The sequence below is a fragment of the Halorubrum sp. SP9 genome, assembly GCF_005435015.1.
GTDB classification, from domain to species: domain Archaea; phylum Halobacteriota; class Halobacteria; order Halobacteriales; family Haloferacaceae; genus Halorubrum; species Halorubrum sodomense.
In genome coordinates this window covers 1-331 of the sequence record NZ_SGXU01000535.1, presented here as the reverse complement: position 1 = coordinate 331, position 331 = coordinate 1, and the positions used below count along the sequence as shown (strand labels likewise).

Below are 331 nucleotides of genomic sequence, written 5' to 3'. Positions count from 1 at the left end.
GGGGGCAAGACGAGCAGGTCACCCACCCGATCGTGTCGACTGCGCGATTCAGATGGAGCCGGGTCCCGACAAGCGCGATCACGTCGCCTGTGACGGCTGTGGGTTGGTCGTCGACACGCTCGCACCGCTCACGCGATTCCGGGTCGAACTCGGGCATCTGGACGGCCCGATACAGCTGTGCGCCCGCTGTAGTCCGGATGAGCTCGCGACGTAATGGACGCGCAATCTCGAGGAGCATCTCGTCGCGACGCCGGCAAAGTGGCCCCAACCACTTTTTATTGATTCGCTGTAAACTGTAATCAAGAACGAATCGTGTCACGCACCTCAAACC

General features: G+C 61.0%; 1 pseudogene. It reads left to right on the top strand.

Annotated features, from left to right (window positions below):
- Positions 1–214, top strand: a pseudogene (locus tag EXE45_RS21600) (hypothetical protein); the annotation flags it as partial.
- Positions 215–331: the final 117 nt, after the last annotated feature.